Origin of the sequence: Shinella sp. NM-101 (genome assembly GCF_021401195.1) — a bacterium.
Taxonomy (GTDB): domain Bacteria; phylum Pseudomonadota; class Alphaproteobacteria; order Rhizobiales; family Rhizobiaceae; genus Shinella.
Genome location: NZ_JACBFT010000011.1, coordinates 22863 through 38032 on the forward strand (window position 1 = coordinate 22863; position 15170 = coordinate 38032).

General features: G+C 65.8%; 9 protein-coding genes. 3 read left to right on the plus strand and 6 right to left on the minus strand.

The window, feature by feature from the left end:
• Nucleotides 1–233 precede the first annotated feature (233 nt).
• Entirely contained in the window at nt 234–3686 is a 3453-nt protein-coding gene (locus L0976_RS19450) for an ATP-binding protein (RefSeq protein ID WP_234188898.1), read from the plus strand.
• Nucleotides 3687–3968: 282 nt separating this feature from the next.
• Here L0976_RS19450 and L0976_RS19455 read toward each other — a convergent pair whose 3' ends face one another.
• Nucleotides 3969–5921 (minus strand): acetoacetate--CoA ligase, encoded by a 1953-nt coding sequence (locus tag L0976_RS19455; RefSeq protein WP_234188899.1) that lies wholly within the window; start codon nt 5919–5921, stop codon nt 3969–3971.
• Nucleotides 5922–6092: 171 nt separating this feature from the next.
• Between L0976_RS19455 and L0976_RS19460 the strand changes: the two genes are divergently transcribed.
• Entirely contained in the window at nt 6093–7937 is a 1845-nt protein-coding gene (locus L0976_RS19460) for an AsmA-like C-terminal region-containing protein (RefSeq protein WP_234188901.1), read from the plus strand.
• A gap of 46 nt (nt 7938–7983) precedes the next feature.
• On the opposite strand, the gene L0976_RS19465 is transcribed toward L0976_RS19460, so the two are convergent.
• The 5 genes from L0976_RS19465 to L0976_RS19485 form a co-directional block, all read right to left on the minus strand.
• On the minus strand, nt 7984–8802 hold the full coding sequence (locus L0976_RS19465; protein ID WP_203317632.1) for an ABC transporter permease subunit: 819 nt from the start codon (nt 8800–8802) through the stop codon (nt 7984–7986).
• A 4-nt stretch (nt 8803–8806) separates the two neighbouring features.
• On the minus strand, nt 8807–9718 hold the full coding sequence (locus L0976_RS19470) for an ABC transporter permease subunit (RefSeq protein WP_203317631.1): 912 nt from the start codon (nt 9716–9718) through the stop codon (nt 8807–8809).
• A gap of 4 nt (nt 9719–9722) precedes the next feature.
• Nucleotides 9723–10865: an ABC transporter ATP-binding protein gene (locus L0976_RS19475; protein ID WP_203317630.1), complete on the minus strand. Its 1143-nt coding sequence runs from the start codon at nt 10863–10865 to the stop codon at nt 9723–9725.
• Between the two features lie 78 nt (nt 10866–10943).
• Nucleotides 10944–12053, minus strand: a complete 1110-nt coding sequence (locus L0976_RS19480; protein ID WP_203319920.1) for a polyamine ABC transporter substrate-binding protein — start codon at nt 12051–12053, stop codon at nt 10944–10946.
• 169 nt (nt 12054–12222) lie between these two features.
• Nucleotides 12223–13638: a short-chain fatty acyl-CoA regulator family protein gene (locus tag L0976_RS19485; protein ID WP_234188903.1), complete on the minus strand. Its 1416-nt coding sequence runs from the start codon at nt 13636–13638 to the stop codon at nt 12223–12225.
• A 220-nt stretch (nt 13639–13858) separates the two neighbouring features.
• On the opposite strand from L0976_RS19485, the gene aceA reads away from it, so the two are divergent.
• Nucleotides 13859–15148 carry an isocitrate lyase gene (gene aceA, locus L0976_RS19490; RefSeq protein ID WP_234188904.1) on the plus strand — a complete coding sequence of 430 codons (1290 nt, stop codon included), beginning with the start codon at nt 13859–13861 and terminating at the stop codon, nt 15146–15148.
• Nucleotides 15149–15170 lie beyond the last annotated feature (22 nt).

Below are 15170 nucleotides of genomic sequence, written 5' to 3' on the forward strand. Positions count from 1 at the left end.
CTTGGTTTGGCCCTCTCCAGAGGCGCCGTGTTCTTGGATGACCTCTATATAGTCCAACTTCTTTCGCATTGCAACATTATTGTGCAGCGCACAATAATCCCGGAAGCCGTTAACCCTTTCGCCTGAAAGCCCCGGGCTTGCAGGCACCGCCGCTGGACCCTCCGCGCCTGCACCGCTATTAATAAAGCGTTAATGGAAGTCCGGGGCGCCGGGAGCGAGAGACAGGCCTGAACATGTCCGCAAAGCAGTACCCCTTTATCGACGTCGCCGTCCATGAACGGGTGCGCCTGCCCTTTGCCCGGGGCGAGGCGGTCGTCCTGTTCTCCAGGGACATGGCGCGGGTGCTCTGGTCTAACGGCCGGGGCGCGGCCCTTTTCGGCCAGGACAATATCTACGACCTGCTCGACGTCGGCCCCGACCGGGCGGACGTCGCCTTCCGCCAGCTTGCGGCAACCGCCCGGCAGGTGCAGGCGCCGGGTGAGCGGCGCAGCTTCCTCATGCGCATCGGCAGCGGCTTTCGCAGCATACCGGTCAATGCAACGGTAGAGGCGATCACCATCCGCCCCGGCGACGAGGCGATCCTGTTCAGCGCGCCCGTCGCCGGCAGGCAGGACGACAAGGAGGCCGCGCGCGCGATGCTCGCCGGCTTCGACGATCCCGACACGCATATGGCGGTGCTGGACGGGGAAGGCACCGTCGTCGCCGCCTCCGACGGCTTCGAAGGCCTTTCCATCAGCGGAGAGACGCGGCACGCCCTTGTCGAGGCGGCCGGCCGCAGCGCCGAACGGCTCGTCAAACGCCCCATCGCCACCGGCCGCGGCCACCTGCCCGCCGCCATCGGCCGCATCTCCAACGATCCCCCGCTGCATCTGCTCTTCGCCGTCGAAACCATTCTCGGGCATCTCGATCCGGACGAGGACGCCCCCGTCGCCGAGGCGCCCCCTGCTGCGGTGGAAGAGCCGCAGGAGGCAACCGCCGAAACCGTGGCGCCCGACGCCGGCGGCGCTGCCGAGGAAGGGGCCCCCGCGCACGAGACGACGCCCGAAGCGGTTGGCGAGGAGCCGGCCGGCATCGGCCACATCGCGGAGGAACCGGCCGGCGAAGCGTCGCCGGAAACGGTCGATACCGGGATTGCCGAGCCCGTCGCGGCTGCCGGCATGACGGAGACCACCGGCTTCACCTTCAATCCCCAGGGCCGCCCGATCCGCTTCGTCTGGAAGATCGACGCCACGGGGCGGTTCAGCGAGATTTCCGACGAGTTCGCCGCCGCCGTCGGGCCACATGCCGCAGCGATTTCCGGCGAGCGTTTCAGCGACGTCGCCGCGCGCTTCGAGCTCGATCCCACGGGCAAGATCGGCGACCTGCTGCGCCGCCGCGACACCTGGTCCGGCAAGACGATCCTCTGGCCCGTGGAAGGCACGCGCCTCGTCGTGCCGGTCGACCTCGCCGCGCTGCCCACCTATTCCCGCGACCGCGAGTTCGACGGCTTCCGCGGCTTCGGCATCGTGCGCGTCGCCGATGCCGTCGAGGATCCCCATGCCCGTGGCCTCGCGCTGGACGAGCCCCGCGGCATGGACGACGTCCTCGTCGAGGAAACCCTGAGCGCGGAAACCGGCGTCCTGCTGGAGACAGCGGCTACCGAACCGGACGACCCTGCCGTGGACGCGGAAGCCGGCGCGGAAAGCGAGCCGTCCGCCTCGACGGACGAGACTGCGGCGGCAGGCGGCTCCGCCGAAACGGATCGACCCGAGGAAGCGGCTCCCGCCTCCGATATCCCTGAAGAGGGCGACGAAGAGGATGCCTTCCGCGGCGAGCGCCCGGCGCTGCGCCTCGTCGAGACGCCGGCCCGCCGGCAGTCCGACAAGGTGGTGCAACTGGAAACGCGGCGCGGCCGCGGCGGGCTCTTCGACGGTCTTTCGACCGGCGAACAGGCGGCATTCCGCGAGATCGCCCGCCAGCTCGGCGAGACCTTCGGCAAGCGCAAGCCCGAAGACCGCCCCTCCGGCGAGGCGCCGGCCGAGGTGCTCACGGAAGACGGCAAGCCCGTTGCGCAAGCCGCCGGCGAAACCGAGACGGAGATGCCCGGCCTGGAAATCGGCCCGCATGCCGACGACATGCTGCACGACGAGCATCCGGGCGAGCGCGCGGGCTTTGCCCCCTCTCGCCGGCAGATGGACTACGGCCTGACCGCCGCCGTCGTCGATGCGCTGCCCGTCGCGCTGCTGGTCCATGTCGGCGACCGGCTCATTCATGCCAATCCGGAATTCTTCCGCCTGACAGGCTATGGCGACCTGGAGGACCTCGAAGCCTCCGGCGGGCTCGACATCCTGCTCGACGGTCCCGAGGAGGGTGCGGAGGAGAGCGACGGCACCATGGCGCTGCGCCATGCCGACGGCGAGAGCACGAGCGCGGTCCGGGCCCGCCTCCAGTCCATCCGCTGGGAGGACGGCACGGCACTCATGCTGGCACTGACCCCCGTGCAGGAAAAACCGGCCCTGACGCTGGTCGAAACGCCGCCCGCCGCGGCCACCGACGAGCGCAGCGCCGACCAGGCTGCCGTCTCTGCCCTCCGCATCGAGGTGAGCGAACTGCGCTCCATTCTCGAAACCGCGACGGACGGCGTCGTCGTCGTCGGCCAGGACGGCGACATCCGCTCGATGAACCGTTCGGCAAGCGCCCTCTTCAACTACGACGAGGACGAGACGCGCGGCCGCCCCTTCGCCATGCTGTTCGCCCATGAAAGCCAGAAGGCGGTGCTCGACTATCTCGCCGGCCTTTCCGGGCATGGCGTGGCGAGCGTGCTCAACGACGGGCGGGAGGTCATCGGCCGGGAGGCCGGCGGCGGCTTCATCCCGCTGTTCATGACCATGGGCCGCCTTTCCTCCTCCGCCGGCTATTGCGCCGTCATCCGCGACATCACCCAGTGGAAGCGCACGGAAGAGGAACTGCGCAACGCCAAGCGCGCGGCCGAGACGGCGAATGCCCACAAGAGCGACTTCCTCGCCCGCGTCAGCCACGAGATCCGCACGCCGCTCAATGCCATCATCGGCTTTTCCGACATGATGGCGACGGAGCGCTTCGGGCCGATCGGCCATTCGCGCTACATCGAATATGCCAACGACATCGGCCGCTCCGGCCGCCATGTGCTCGACATCGTCAACGACCTGCTCGACATTTCCAAGATCGAGGCGGGCGAGATGGAGCTGGAATTCACCGCCGTCGGCCTCAACGAGACGATCTCGGAAGCCGTCTCGCTGGTGCAGCCGCAGGCCAATGCCCAGCGCGTCATCATCCGCACCTCGCTTTCGGCAAACGTGCCGCAGATCGTCGCCGACCTCAGGTCCATCAAGCAGATCGCGCTGAACATCCTGTCGAATGCCATTCGCTTCACGCCGTCCGGCGGCCAGATCGTCGTGTCGACCGCCTACGAGGCCAACGGCAGCGTCGTGCTGCGCATCCGCGACACCGGCGTCGGCATGACGCGCAGCGAACTGGAGCAGGCGATGAAGCCCTTCCGGCAGGTGACGACGGGCGCGCGCAAGCGCGGCGACGGCACCGGGCTCGGCCTGCCGCTGACCAAGGCGATGGTGGATGCCAACCGGGCGAATTTCGCCATCAGCTCAACGCCGAACGAAGGCACGCTGGTCGAGGTGATCTTCCCCTCGCCGCGCGTGCTGGCGGACTGAGGCAGCGGGCGCGCCGGACGGAAGAACGGTAAAAAAAGAGGGCGGCAGAAGCCGCCCCGATAGTTTGAATGCTGTCCAACGAAAGCGGAGGTGAACGGCTTCATGCCATCGGGGCCGGGTGCGCCCGGAACGCCCTTCATCGGGCGCGCTCAAGTTGGCACGACCTTGCGTCGGCGCGGATTAACAAATCCTTATCCGGCGGGTTTCGCCGCGTGGCTTTCGTTCACAACTTCGCAAACTTGGTTAACGCCGCGAGGCTAAAATCGTTAATGCCGGCAGCGCTCAGGACTGGAGCGCCGCCAGGCCGGCGAAGAGGTCGAGGGCCTCGGGATTGGCGAGGGCCTCCTTGTTCCTGACGGGCCTGCCATGCACGACCTCGCGCACGGCAAGCTCGACGATCTTGCCCGACTTCGTGCGCGGGATGTCCGCGACCGCGATGATCTTCGCCGGCACATGGCGCGGCGAGGCCCCGGTGCGGATCTTCGTCCTGATCTTCCTTTCCAGCGCCTCGTCCAGCACGACGCCGGGGGCAAGGCGCACGAAGAGCACGACGCGCACGTCGTCGTCCCAGTCCTGGCCGATGCACAGGGCCTCGGCGATCTCTTCGAGCTGCTCGACCTGGTTGTAGATCTCCGCCGTGCCGATGCGCACGCCGCCGGGGTTGAGCGTGGCGTCCGAGCGGCCATGGATGACGATGCCGCCGTGGCTGGTCCATTCGGCGAAGTCGCCGTGGCACCAGACGTTGTCGAAGCGCTCGAAATAGGCGGCGCGGTACTTCGCGCCGTCGGGATCGTTCCAGAACATGACCGGCATGGAGGGGAAGGCCTTCGTGCAGACCAGCTCGCCCTTCTGCCCGCGCACCGGACGGCCGTCCTCGTCCCACACATCCATGGCAAGGCCGAGGCCGGGTCCCTGCATCTCGCCGCGCCAGACCGGCTTCAGCGGAATGCCGAGCACGAAGCAGGAGACGATGTCCGTGCCGCCGGAGATCGAGGCGAGCTGCACGTCCGGCTTGATGCCCTCGTAGACGAAGGAGAACCCCTCCGGCGACAGCGGCGATCCAGTGGAGGTGAGGAGGCGCAGGCTCGACAGGTCGTGCGTGGTCACCGGCGTGAAGCCGCCCTTGCGCACCGCATCGATATATTTGGCCGATGTGCCGAAGACCGCGAACTTTTCCGCCGCAGCATAGTCGAACAGCACGTTGCCGTCGGGATGGAAGGGCGAGCCGTCGAAGAGGCAGAGCGTGGCGCCTACGGCAAGGCCTGAGACCAGCCAGTTCCACATCATCCAGCCGCAGGTGGTGAAATAGAACAGCCGCTCGTCCTCGACGAGGCCGCAATGCAGGCGGTGTTCCTTCAGGTGCTGCAGCAGCGTGCCGCCGGCCGAATGCACGATGCATTTGGGAACGCCGGTCGTGCCCGACGAGAAGAGGATGTAGAGCGGGTGGCGGAAGGGGAGCTGCGCGAAGATAAGCGGCCTTGCCTCGTAGTGTGCCGTCAGCGCGTCGAGCGTGCGCCCATCCGGCAGCCCGGCAGCAAGCGCTTCCGCATCGCCGGCATAGTGCACCACGACGACCGGGGCGCCGAGCTTGCCGGCGACGGCCTTCACCTTGGCCGAGACGTCCTGAAGCTTGCCGGCATACCAGTAGGCGTCGCAGGCGATGAAGAGCCTGGGTTCGATCTGGCCGAAGCGGTCGAGCACGCCCTGTTCGCCGAAATCGGGCGAGCAGGAGGACCAGATGGCGCCGAGCGAGGCGACCGCGAGCATGCAGGCGATGGTCTCCGGCATGTTCGGCATCATGGCGGCGACGCGATCGCCCTGGCCGACGCCGAGCGCGGCGAAGGCCTGCTGGAGTTTCGAGACGCGCGCGCGCAGCTCGTCCCAGGACCAGCGGTAGGATACCTTGTCCTCGCCGCGGAAGACGATGGCATCGCCGGCCCCGGTCTTCTTCAGGAGGTTTTCCGCGAAGTTCAGCCGTCCCTCGGGGAAGAAACGCGCCTCCAGCATGCGGTCGCCGTGCTCCATCGGCACCGCGCCCTTCTCGCCGACCGCGCCGCATTCATCCCAGACCGCGCTCCAGAACGCAGCCCTGTCCTCCACAGACCAGGCGTGCAGCGCGTCATAGGTCGCAAAATCCCGTCCGGCGGCCCGGCCGGCCGCCTTCATGAACAGGGCCATCGGACTTGCCGCGAGAATTGCGGCCGTGGGTTCCCACAAGGGCATTTCTGACGTCATGCTTTCCTCCACTCCATGGCACCCGTATAGCATGTTGCGCCGCGGCATAAAGTGGCGAGCGCCCTTACCGAACGCAATTCCGCCACGCCGGCATTTGATTTCTTGCCCGTGAGCGCCTATCCCCGTTTTGCTTGAGACGAGATCATTGCCGGCAGAGGAGCCGCGCCCCGCATGAGCCTTTCCCGTTTCCTCCGTTCGAAGCTTCTGGTGCGGGGACTCCTTGCCCTTGTCCTCGCCGTGGCGGCGGCGCGCATCGCCTTTCCCTTTCTCGTCCAGACGGCGACGGTCGAAAGGGGGATCGAACGGGCGCTGGAGAACTGGACGGGCGCCGACGTGCATGTCGGCAAGGGCGCGGAATTCGCCTTCTGGCCGTATCCGCGCGTGACGCTTGGCAATGTGCGCATCGTCGGCAAGAAGGCCGAGGGCGGCAGCGGCGACCTTGCCACCGCCGAAGCCATATCCGCGACCTTCGATCTTTTCGGCGCCGTGCGCGGCCGGCCGGCCTTCAGCGACTTCGAACTGGTCCGGCCGGTCATCCATGTCGGCTGGAGCGCCGAGGGCGTCTTCAACTGGCGGCACAGCGGCTGGCTGATCGAGGCGATCGACGCCACCGCCAAGGCGCCCGAGGGACAGCCGGCGACCGACCTTACCAACGAACGCATCGGCACGATCTCCATACGCGACGGCATCCTCGACATCGCGCGTGGCGGCCAGCCCTATCGCATCACCGACATCGACGGCAGCATCACCTGGCCGTCGCTGCGCCAGCACCTCGAACTCTCGCTCTCCGGCGTCGTCAACGGCGAGATGACCCGGTGGTCCTTTGCCAGCGACCAGCCGCTTGCCCTTCTGGCCGGGCGGAACGCCACTATTCGCACCAGCCTCTCGGCGGATCCGACCACGATCGGCTTCGAGGGCACGGCCAATCTCTCCGCGAATGCCTACGTCTCCGGCGCCCTGCAACTTGCAACGCCCTCGCTCGCCCGCGTGCTTGCCTGGCAGGGCACGGACATCCCGGCGGTGGGCAATATCGGGCAGTTGAGCGTGGAGGCCAACATCGCGACGTCAGGCTATTCCGCCAGGCTCGAAAACGTCAAGCTGACGCTCGACGATGCGCAGGCGACCGGCGTTCTCGACATTGCCATGCCCCCGCAAGGCATGCCGCAGATCGGCGGCACGCTCGCCTTCGACCGGATCGACCTGCGCGCCTTCCTGACGGCCTTTTCACCGCTGCCCGGCAGCGACCAGAACGCACCGACGGTCGACACCGCCTTCATCCACCAGTTCGGCATGGACCTGCGCCTGTCCGCCAGGACCGCCAGCTTCGCCCCCTTCTCGCTGCAGGACCTTGCCGCCGGCATGCGCATCGAGAACGGCCGCGCCTCCTTCGACGTCGGCGACAGCACCTTCCTCGACGGCCGCATGACCGGGCGCATCGCGCTGGCGGAAGATGGTTTTCGCGGCGGCGGCCAGGTGCAGATGTCGCTGAGCAATGTGGATATCGGCGCCATCGTCAGCACGCTCGCCCTGCCCGGCCCGCTGCCCTCGGGGATCGGTTCGGCCGATTTCGAGCTTTCGACCGACCGGCCGCTGTGGGCGACGAGCGCATCCGACATGTCCGGCCGTTTCCGGCTGCGCATGGGCAGCGGCACGCTCACCCATTTCAACCGCCACGCCTTCGAGGAGCGCGCGGCCAAGAACACGTTCTTCAACATCTCCGAGGCCGCCGGCGGCTCCTTCGACTTCGTGCGCGCGGATGTCGAGGCCCGGCTCGACCGCGGCCTTGCCGAACTCACCAAGGCGGAAATCGAGGGCAATGAAAAACTGCTGACGCTCTCGGGCATGATCCCCTACCGCACCGGCAGCGTGGCGCTGGCCGGCACGCTTGCCGACCGCCCGCAGGGGGATGGGGCAGCGACCGTCAATCCGCCCCTCAGCTTCTTCGTCGGCGGCTCCTGGCCGGAGCCCGTCATCTCCCCCGCCTCGATCCTGACGGGGCAGCCGCCCCGCCAGTGACCGCCGGCCGGCCGCAAAGCCGTCGCGCACTTTCGCTGGAAACGCCTTAGCCGCCGGCGAAGGCGGCCTGTTCGTCGCGCATGCGCTGGACCTCGCGCCGCTTGGTCATGATCGAGGCGATGACGACGCCGATGGCGACGACGCCGATGAGCAGCGTGCAGGCCGCGTTGATTTCCGGCGTCACCCCGAGCCGCACCTGGCTGTAGATCTTCATTGGAAGGGTGGTCGCGCCCGGGCCGGAGGTGAAGCTCGCGATGACGAGGTCGTCGAGCGAGAGCGTCAGGGCCAGCATCCAGCCGGAAAGCACGGCCGGCGCGATGATCGGCAGCGTCACCTCGAAGAAGGTCCTGACGGGCGTCGCGCCGAGATCGAGCGCCGCCTCCTCGACCGAGCGGTCGAAGGAAAGCAGGCGCGACTGCACCACGACCGTCACGAAGCACATCGAGAAGGTGATATGCGCGAGCGTCACCGTCACGAAGCCGCGGTCGAAGCCGATGGCGACGAAGAGCAGCAGCAGCGACAGGCCGGTGATGACTTCCGGCATGACGAGCGGCGCATAGACCATGCCGGAAAACAGCAGCCGCCCGCGGAAGCGCGTGTAGCGCGTCAGCGCCAGCGCCGCCATCGTGCCGAGGACGGTCGCGACGCTCGCGGCGAGCAAGCCCACGCGGATCGTCACCCAGGCCGCATCCATCAGCCCCTGGTTATGGAAGAGCGACACGTACCATTTCGTCGAGAAGCCGGCCCAGACCGTGACGAGCTTGGATTCGTTGAAGGAGAAGACGACGAGAAGCACGATCGGCAGGTAGAGGAACGCAAAGCCGAGAACGACAGAGACGATGTTGAAACGGGACCAGGTGTTCATGGGCTTACCTCCCCTGCTCTTCGGCCTTGGCCTGCGCATTCTGGAAGAACACGATGGGCACGACCAGGATGAGGAGCAGGATGGTTGCGACGGCGGCCGAGACCGGCCAGTCGCGGTTCGCGTTGAATTCGTTCCACAGCGTCTTGCCGATCATCAGCGTCTGCGATCCGCCGAGAAGGTCGGGGATGACGAACTCGCCGACCGCCGGGATGAAGACGAGCATGCAGCCCGCCACGACGCCGGGGATGGAGAGCGGGAAGGTGATCTTCCAGAACGCGGAGATCTGCGGGCAGCCGAGATCCTGCGCGGCTTCGATCAGCGTGTTGTCCATCTTCTCCAGCGCCGAATAGAGCGGCAGCACCATGAAGGGCAGGTAGGAATAGACGATGCCGATATAGATCGCCCAGTTGGTATTCATGATGATCAGCGGCTGGTCGATGACGCCGATGCCGATGAGGAACTGGTTGAGCAGCCCTTCCGGCTTCAGGATGGCGATCCATGCGTAGACGCGAATCAGGAAGCTCGTCCAGAACGGCAGGATGACGAGCATCAGCAGGGTCGGGCGCAGGGAGCGCGGCGCCTGGGCCATGCCGTAGGCGATGGGATAGCCGATCAGGAGCGTGACGAAGGTCGAAACAGCGGCGATCCAGAGGCTCGACAGGTAGGCGTTGATATAGAGCGCGTCCTCGGTGAGCCAGACGAAATTGTCGAAGTGCAGCGCGCCGAGCTTTGCCCAGAGGCCGGAAAGGCCGTCGGACAGCGCGAAGACCGGCTCGTAGGGCGGCTGGGCGATCGCGGTGGTGGAGAGCGAGATACGGAAGACGATGAAGAAGGGAACGAGGAAGAAGAACAGCAGCCACGCATAGGGGATGATGATGACAAGGCGGCTGAAGATGGCGGAGCCGAGCTTGTTCATCGCATCAGTCCTTCAACACGACGCCGGCCGTCTCGCCGAAGGAGACCCAGACCTTTTCATCATAGGCGATCGGGTTTTCAACCTCGCGCTGGGCATTCAGCATGGAGGCCTTCACGACCTTGCCGCTGTCGAGCTTGACGTAGAAGACGGTCATGTCGCCGAGATAGCCGATGTCCCAGATTTCGCCCTGCGCCGCATTGAAGGTGGCATCGGCGGGCGCGTTGCGCGAGACCTTCAGCTTTTCCGGGCGGATCGCGAAACCGGCCGCGCTGCCGGGCGCCGGGTCACCGGCGGCCGCGGTGCGGATGGTGAAGCCTTCGTTGGCGGCAAGCTCGATCTTGCCGTTGCCGCTGGCCGAGACCTTGCCGTCGAGGATGTTCACGTCGCCGATGAAGTCGGCGACGAAGCGGGAATTCGGCGCCTCGTAGATTTCCGCCGGGGTGGCGACCTGGATGACCTTGCCGTGGCTCATCACCGCGATGCGGTCGGCCATGGTCATCGCCTCCTCCTGGTCGTGCGTCACGACGACGAAGGTGAGGCCGAGCTCCTGCTGAAGGTCCATCAGCTCGAACTGGGTCTCCTCGCGCAGCTTCTTGTCGAGCGCGCCGAGCGGCTCGTCGAGCAAAAGCACCTTCGGGCGCTTGGCGAGCGAGCGGGCGAGCGCCACGCGCTGGCGCTGGCCGCCGGAAAGCTGGTGCGGCTTGCGCTTGGCGAATTTCTCGAGCTTCACGAGCTTGAGCATCTGGGCGACGCGCTCGGCGATCTCGTTCTTCGGCATGCCGTCCTGCCTGAGGCCGAAGCCGATATTGCTCTCCACCGTCATGTGCGGGAAGAGCGCGTAGGACTGGAACATCATGTTGACCGGCCGCTTGTAGGGCGGGATGCCGGCGATGTCCTGGCCATCGAGGATGATCTCGCCGGACGTCGGCCGCTCGAAGCCGGCCAGCATGCGCAGGAGCGTGGACTTGCCGCAGCCCGAGGCACCGAGCAGGGCGAAGAACTCGCGGTGATAGATGTCGAGGGTGAGGTCGTCGACGGCAGTGAAATCGCCGAACTTCTTCGTGACGTTTCGGAAGGTGATGAACGGTTTTGCGTCCGGATCCGTCCAGGGCGCGAAGGAACGACGGATGTTGCCGAGAGATTTCATTGCCTGTCCCCAACTCTTTTCTGATCGTCGAAATGAAATTGCCCGGAAGATGCTTCCGGGCAATTCGCGTCGGACCGGTTACTGGCCGGTCACGATCTTGGTCCAGGTCCGTGTGAACATACGCTGGGTCTTGGCGTCCAGCGTCGTGTTGGTGAAGAGCTTCTTCAGTGTCGCGTCATCCGGGTAGATGGTCGTGTCCTTGACGATGTCGTCCGGCAGGAGCGCCTGCGAGGCCTTGTTGCCGTTGGCGTAGTGGATATAGGTCGACGCCTTGGCGATGACCTCCGGGCGCATGATGTAGTCGAGGAAGGCGTGCGCCGCCTCGACATGCGGCGCGTCGGCCGGGATCGCCATCTGGTCGAACCACATCTGGGTGCCTTCCTTCGGGATCGCATAGCCGACCTCGACGCCGTTGCCGGCCTCTTCGGCGCGGTCGCGGCCCTGGAAGATATCGCCCGACCAGCCGATGGCGATGCAGATGTCGCCGTTGGCAAGGCCGTTGATGAATTCGGACGAGTGGAACTTGCGCACGAAGGGGCGGACCTTCATGAGCGCTTCCTCGGCCTTGGCGATGTCGGCCGGGTCGTGGCTGTCGGGGTTGAGGCCGAGATAGGCGAGCGTGACCGGGAGGATGTCGGTCGGCGAATCCAGCATGTTGATGCCGCAATCCTTGAGCTTCTCGGCATTGGCCGGATCGAAGATCACGCTCCAGCTATCGATCTGGTCGGTGCCGAGCGCTTCCTTGATCTTGGCCTTGTTGTAGCCGATGCCGATCGTGCCCCACATGTAGTTGATGGAATATTCGTTGCCCGGGTCGAACGGCTGCATGCGCTCTGACACCATGTCCCACATGTTCTTGAGGTTGGGCAGCTTGGACTTGTCGAGCTTCTGGTAGACGCCCGCGGCGATCTGGCGCTGGAGGAAGGTATTGGTCGGAACGACGACGTCGTAGCCCGTGCCGCCGGCAAGCAGCTTCGTCTCCAGGATCTCGTTCGAGTCATAGACGTCGTAGACGACCTTGATGCCGGTTTCCTTGGTGAAATCGTCGATGATCGAGCTATCGATGTAATCGGACCAGTTGTAGACGTTAACGACTTTTTCCTGCGCGAGCGCGCCGCTTGCGCCAAACAGCGCGACAACGGCAGCAGTCGCCAAAAGAGTATGCCTTATCATTGATTTTTCTCCCAGTTTTTTCGCGGGGCCTATGAGTTCGTATGAAGAACAGTCACCGATTATGGATTTTTTTCAAGAGGCGACAAGCGGCATTCTACGCAAACATAGGGCGAATTTTTGTATCACATTGTTCCCATTCCTATCATATTTCAAACCCCATCCCCGGCGGAAATCAAGCGGAAATTCACTGGAAGTCGAAAAGGCTGAGGCCGGCGACCATTTCGTCCAGCCCGAGCGGGCGCGTGACGGGCGGCTCGGCGCGGGCAAGACAGCCCTGCCGCTCGCACAAACGGCAGGCCGCTCCGACCGCGACCGCCCCCTCCCGGCGCACCGCCTCGCCATAGACCGTCTCCTCGGCATGCGCGGCATCGCAGCCGAGGAGGAGCGCGGTACGGCGCACCCGCTCGGCGAAGGCACCCTGCGGCCCCTCCAGCGTCCGCGAGACCGTCAGGAAGGCGCCGCCGTCCGGCATCTCGACGCGGTCGACGAGGATCTGGCCCGGCTGGGAAAAGGCGGAATGGACGCCGAGCTTGGGACAGCCGCCGCCGAAGCGCGCCTGCGGAAAGCCCTGCGCGCCCGCCCGCCGGAAGCGGTGGCCGGCATTGTCGATCTCCAGCATGAAGAAGGCCACGCCCGCCCTGCCCGGCCGCTGCAGCATGGTGAGCCGGTTCGCCGCCTGCTCGTAGGAGACACCGAAGCGCGAGCGCAGCACGTCGACATCGTAGCGCACGCGCTGGGCGGTGGAATGAAAGGCCTCGTAGGGCATCATCAGGGCATGGGCGGCATAGCGCGCCAGCTCGAAGCGGGCGATGCGCCTCGCCTCCGCCGTCGAGAAGGCGAGCAGGCCCAGCTCGGAGAAGATCTCGTCCTGCAAGGCAAGCTGCACGGTCTCCATGGCGATCTCGCGCAACTGGTCGAAGGGCGACAGGCGCTCGGAGAGGAAGAGGCGCATGGAATGCCGGTCGAACCGGCGGCGCAGGTTCGGCATGGTATGGACCGGCAAGAGGCGTACGACGACGCCGTGCTCCTTGCGCAGCCAGCCCTTGAGCGCCGCGGCAAGATCATCGCCCGGCGCGAGTGCGGCGTGGAAGCGCTCGGCCGCCTCGTCGATGGCGCCGAAATAATTGGGGCGGCTTTCCAGCTTGTCGCGCACCTCGTCCATCGGCAGCAGCGTGCCTGACAGCGTGGTGGCATGGCCTTCGCGCGCGAGGACGTCGGCAAGATCGGTCAGGCGCGCGGCCTGCTCGCGGTAGGCGCGGTAGAGTTTCAGGATGCCGCTCGCCACATTCGGCGCCGCATCGGCGATCTCCACCAGCTCGTGATCCCCCGGCAGTTCGCCGGCGAGCAGAGGATCGGCGAAGACCTCGCGGAGCTGGCGCGCATTGCCGGCGCTCTCGCCCTGCAGCTCGTCCAGATCCACCTTGTAGACGGAGGCGAGGCGCAGGAGGAGCTGCACGGTCAGCGGACGCTGGTTGCGCTCGATCAGGTTGAGATAGGACGGCGAGATCGACAATCCCTCCGCCATCGCCGTCTGGGTGAGGCCGAGCGCGTTGCGGATACGCCGGACTTTCGGGCCGGCAAAGATCTTGTTCTCCGCCATGTGTCAAATCCTTTACACGACCGGCCGCCGCGGTCAATTTTACAGATTTTACTTTTTTACAGAGCTGACTTGTCAAAGACAAGACATCATTACCCGATTATCCCTCTGGTTTTCCGGTTTTCTCTCGCCGTATTGTGCGGTGCGATGTAAATACTGTCACATGAAATCGGGGCAGCAAGACAGCAAGTCCCGATCCCGAGACATCGCACCGGAGGATATCATGACTGATTTTTACAAACTCGTCCCGAGCGCGCCAAAGGGCCGCTTCGACGGCATCGAGCGCCCCTATACCGCCGAGACGGTCGAGAAGCTGCGCGGCTCGATCCAGATCCGCTATTCGCTGGCTGAAAACGGCGCGAACCGCCTTTGGAAGCTCATCCACGAGGAGGACTTCGTCAACGCGCTCGGCGCGCTCTCGGGCAACCAGGCCATGCAGATGGTCCGCGCCGGCCTGAAGGCGATCTATCTCTCCGGCTGGCAGGTCGCCGCCGACGCCAACACCGCCTCGGCCATGTATCCCGACCAGTCGCTCTATCCGGCAAACGCCGCGCCGGAGCTTGCCAAGCGCATCAACCGCACGCTGCAGCGCGCCGACCAGATCGAGACGGCGGAAGGCAACGGGCTTTCGGTCGACACCTGGTTCGCCCCGATCGTCGCCGACGCGGAGGCCGGCTTCGGCGGCCCGCTCAACGCCTTCGAGATCATGAAGGCCTTCATCGAGGCGGGTGCCGCCGGCGTCCACTTCGAGGACCAGCTCGCTTCCGAAAAGAAGTGCGGCCATCTCGGCGGCAAGGTCCTGATCCCGACCGCTGCCCATATCCGCAACCTCGACGCCGCGCGCCTTGCCGCCGACGTCATGGGCGTGCCGACGCTGATCGTCGCCCGCACGGACGCCGAGGCCGCAAAGCTTCTCACATCCGACATCGACGAGCGCGACCAGCCCTTCGTCGACAAGGACAAGGGCCGGACGGTCGAGGGCTTCTACCAGGTCAAGAACGGCATCGAGCCGTGCATCGCCCGCGCCATCTCCTATGCGCCGCACTGCGACCTGATCTGGATGGAAACCGGCAAGCCGGACCTCGAACAGGCCCGTAGGTTCGCCGAGGCCGTGCACAAGGCCCATCCCGGCAAGCTGCTCGCCTACAATTGCTCGCCCTCGTTCAACTGGAAGAAGAACCTCGACGACGCGACCATCGCGAAGTTCCAGCGCGAGCTCGGTGCGATGGGCTACAAGTTCCAGTTCATCACGCTCGCCGGCTTCCACCAGTTGAATTACGGCATGTTCGAATTGGCCCGCGGCTACAAGGATCGCCAGATGGCCGCCTATTCCGAACTTCAGGAAGCGGAATTCGCGGCAGAGGCCAACGGCTACACCGCGACCAAGCACCAACGCGAAGTCGGCACCGGCTATTTCGACGCCGTCTCCATGGCCATCACCGGCGGCCAGTCCTCGACCACCGCCATGCATGAATCGACCGAGCACGAGCAGTTCCGCCCGGCCGCCGAGTAACCCGACCCGTCAACCTTTCAAG

Bases quoted from the DNA above. Each gene is read 5' to 3' on its own strand.
- L0976_RS19450 (WP_234188898.1), top strand. From the start codon at position 234: ATGTCCGCAAAGCAGTACCCCTTTATCGACGTCGCCGTCCATGAACGG.
- L0976_RS19455 (WP_234188899.1), bottom strand. From the start codon at position 5,921: ATGACGTCAGAAATGCCCTTGTGGGAACCCACGGCCGCAATTCTCGCG.
- L0976_RS19460 (WP_234188901.1), top strand. From the start codon at position 6,093: ATGAGCCTTTCCCGTTTCCTCCGTTCGAAGCTTCTGGTGCGGGGACTC.
- L0976_RS19465 (WP_203317632.1), bottom strand. From the start codon at position 8,802: ATGAACACCTGGTCCCGTTTCAACATCGTCTCTGTCGTTCTCGGCTTT.
- L0976_RS19470 (WP_203317631.1), bottom strand. From the start codon at position 9,718: ATGAACAAGCTCGGCTCCGCCATCTTCAGCCGCCTTGTCATCATCATC.
- L0976_RS19475 (WP_203317630.1), bottom strand. From the start codon at position 10,865: ATGAAATCTCTCGGCAACATCCGTCGTTCCTTCGCGCCCTGGACGGAT.
- L0976_RS19485 (WP_234188903.1), bottom strand. From the start codon at position 13,638: ATGGCGGAGAACAAGATCTTTGCCGGCCCGAAAGTCCGGCGTATCCGC.
- aceA (WP_234188904.1), top strand. From the start codon at position 13,859: ATGACTGATTTTTACAAACTCGTCCCGAGCGCGCCAAAGGGCCGCTTC.